The 2,894-nt window shown below is 71.1% G+C and carries 2 protein-coding genes and 1 pseudogene; 2 read left to right on the top strand and 1 reads right to left on the bottom strand.

Annotated elements, in window-relative coordinates; translation table 11 throughout:
- Positions 1-82 precede the first annotated feature (82 nt).
- Positions 83-1,570: an amino acid permease gene (locus AB0C29_RS41550; RefSeq protein WP_360832786.1), complete on the bottom strand. Its 1,488-nt coding sequence runs from the start codon at positions 1,568-1,570 to the stop codon at positions 83-85.
- Positions 1,571-1,907: 337 nt separating this feature from the next.
- Between AB0C29_RS41550 and AB0C29_RS41545 the strand changes: the two genes are divergently transcribed.
- Positions 1,908-2,258, top strand: coding sequence for an STAS domain-containing protein (locus tag AB0C29_RS41545; protein ID WP_360832783.1), 351 nt, complete (start codon positions 1,908-1,910; stop codon positions 2,256-2,258).
- Between the two features lie 41 nt (positions 2,259-2,299).
- Positions 2,300-2,894: pseudogene (locus tag AB0C29_RS41540) on the top strand (esterase); the annotation flags it as partial.

Raw genomic sequence — 2,894 nt, 5'->3', positions numbered from 1 at the left:
GCCCACCGGCCGAACGTCAGAGCGTCCTCGGCGGAGGGGCCGCCGTCCACCCCGACGATGACGGGGGCGGTCGCCGGGGCGGTCACCGCGGGTCCCCGGGCGGCGTCTCGGGCGTGGTGTCGCGGGCCCAGCTCGGTGTCCCGCCGTCGTCCGGGCGAGGGGTGCGCAGCTTGGAGTGGCGGTAGCCGTACAGGAAGTAGATTGCCAGGCCCAGGACCAGCCAGACGACGAACCGGATCCAGGTGCTCAGCGGCAGGTCGGACATGAGGTAGACGGCGAACAGCACGCCGAGGATCGGCAGCACCGGCGACCACGGCACCCGGTACGGCCGCGGCATCTCCGGCCGGGTCCGGCGCAGGATGATCACGCCGATGTTGACCAGCACGAACGCGAACAGCGTGCCGATGTTGACGAGCTTGACGATCTCGGACAGCGGCACCAGCGCGGCGAGGATCGCGATCAGCACGCCGAGGCCGATGGTGAGCCGGGCCGGGGTGCCGTACCGCTGGTTGACCACGGCGAAGCGTTGCGGCAACAGGCCGTCGCGGCACATGGCGAAGAAGATGCGGGTCTGGCCGTACAGGATGACCAGCACCACGCTGGTGATCGCGACGACCGCGCCCAGCGCCAGGATCGACGCCGCCCAGCTGATCCCGGCGCCCTGGTCCAGGGCGGCGGCCAGGGGCGCGTCGGTGGATTCGAGCTGCGCCGGGGTGGCGATGCCGATGGCGCCGACCGCGGTCAGCACGTAGAAGACCGTGCAGATGATCAGCGAGCCGATGATCGCCAGGGGCAGGTCGCGGGCCGGGTTGCGGGCCTCCTCGCTGCCGGTGGAGACCGCGTCGAAACCGATGTACGCGAAGAAGATGATCGCGGCCGCCGCGGTGACCCCGTCGACGCCGTTCGGGGTGAACGGCTGGAAGTTGCCGGTGCCGAAGTTGAACAGCGCCACCACGATGAAGAACAGCAGCACCGCCAGCTTGACGCCGACCATCACCAGGTTGACCCGGGCGCTCTCGGTGACGCCCCGCACCAGCAGAGCGGTGATCGCCAGCACGATGAAGACGGCGGGCAGGTTGAAGATGCCGCCGTCCTCGGGTGACTTGGCGATCGCGTCCGGCAGGGCCACCCCGAACGCCGAGTCGAGGAAGGCGTTGAGGTTGCCGCCCCAGCCGACCGCGATGGCGGCCACCGAGACCCCGTACTCCAGGATCAGGTCCCAGCCGATGATCCAGGCCACGATCTCGCCCAGGGTCGCGTACGTGTAGGTGTAGGCGCTGCCGGAGACCGGGATGGACGAGGCCAGCTCGGCGTAGGACAGCGCGGAGAACGCGCACGCCACCGCGGCGAGCACGAAGGAGAGGATCACCGCCGGGCCGGCCACGCCGGCCCCCTCGCCGATGACCACGAAGATGCCGGTGCCGATGATGGCGCCGACGCCCATGGCGGTCAGCTGGGTGGCGCCGACGGCCTTCTTCAGGCCGTGGCCTTCCTCGGTGGTCTCGGAGATCAGCGACCGGACATCGCGGATCGCGAAGATCCCCGGCCTTCGGTTCGAGCCTGTGACCATGCTGGGCCCACCCTCCACATGCCTCGGCGGCCGCGTGGAGACCGCCGTCGTGGACACCTCCCCGGCCGCGCCCCGGGAGTGGCCGGATGCGAGCGGGTGCATCGGTGACCACCGCTGTCACCGTGGCCGCTCACCTGCGGAAACCGCAAGATGATCTGCATGATGTGGCGAACTTGCCCGCTCCTGTTGCTCTTTGCGCCTCGCGGTGGGTGACGTCGCCATGACGCTCGGCGCACCGGCTGTCCGCTCGGCGCACGGAAACGTCCGGCAGCCTGCGAGGTGAACAGCGGGCGTTGTAGCGTGGGCCCACGGGCAACCGGGTGCGGAGGACGAGACCATGGGCGAGGCCGTGATGACCACGCGGCGGCAGGCGGACGGCGCGATCGTGGTCGACGTGCGCGGCTCGCTGGACGCGGCCACCGTGGACGCCCTGCGGCACGCGCTGGTCAGCACCCTGCACGGCGAGCGCCCGGTCTCGATGATCGTCGATCTGACCTTCGTGACGTTCATGGATTCGATGGGCGTCGGCGCGCTGGTCTCCGGCTACAACGCCGCCCGCGAGACCGGCACCCGGTTCGTGCTGCGCAACCCCAGCGAGTTCGTGCACCGCCAGCTGCGGATCACCGGCCTGGCGGAGATGTTCGGGCTGCCGTCGGCGTCGCCCGGCCCGCAGACATACACCCCCTGAGACTGCTGCCGGGCGGGCCGTCGGCCGGTTATGGTGCCGTCATGGAACCGGCGGTCGGGGCGTGGTGCGACGGCACCGAGGTCTGCTTCCGGCTCCAAGATCATGAGCATCGGCTGACCGCCGTCCGGCTGCGTTCCGGCGTGGCCGCCGGCGACTTCGCGTACGACGGCGAGAGCCGCACCTGGCAGCTGCGCCTGCCCCGCCCGGCCGTGCACCGCATCGAGTACCGGCTCGAACTGGGCCACGGCGACGGCAGCACCGAGACCGTGGCCGATCCGGACAATCCGCGGCGCGAGGGCGACAACTCGGTCCTGTGGTGCCCTGATTACCGCGAGCCCGGCTGGCTGCACCTGCCGCAGGCCACCGGTCAGTGGCGCGACGTCTACCTGCCGCTGCCCACCCTGCACGGCGAGATGGTGGCCCGGATCTGGTCGCCGGACACGCCCACCGACCGGGTGCTGGTCGCGCACGACGGGCCCGACTACCACCGGTACGGCGAACTGGGCCGTTACACCGCGGCGATGATCGGGGCGGGTCGCGTGCCGCCGTACCACCTCGTGCTGCTGCCGCCGGGGGAGCGCTTCGAGTGGTATTCGGCCAGTCCCGCGTACGCCCGGGCGCTGGCGCGCGACGTGC

This window comes from Actinoplanes sp. NPDC048791 (genome assembly GCF_040650095.1).
In the GTDB taxonomy this organism is placed as follows: domain Bacteria; phylum Actinomycetota; class Actinomycetes; order Mycobacteriales; family Micromonosporaceae; genus Actinoplanes.
Note: the sequence above shows the minus strand (reverse complement) of the source record. Positions and strands in the feature narration are given on the sequence as shown.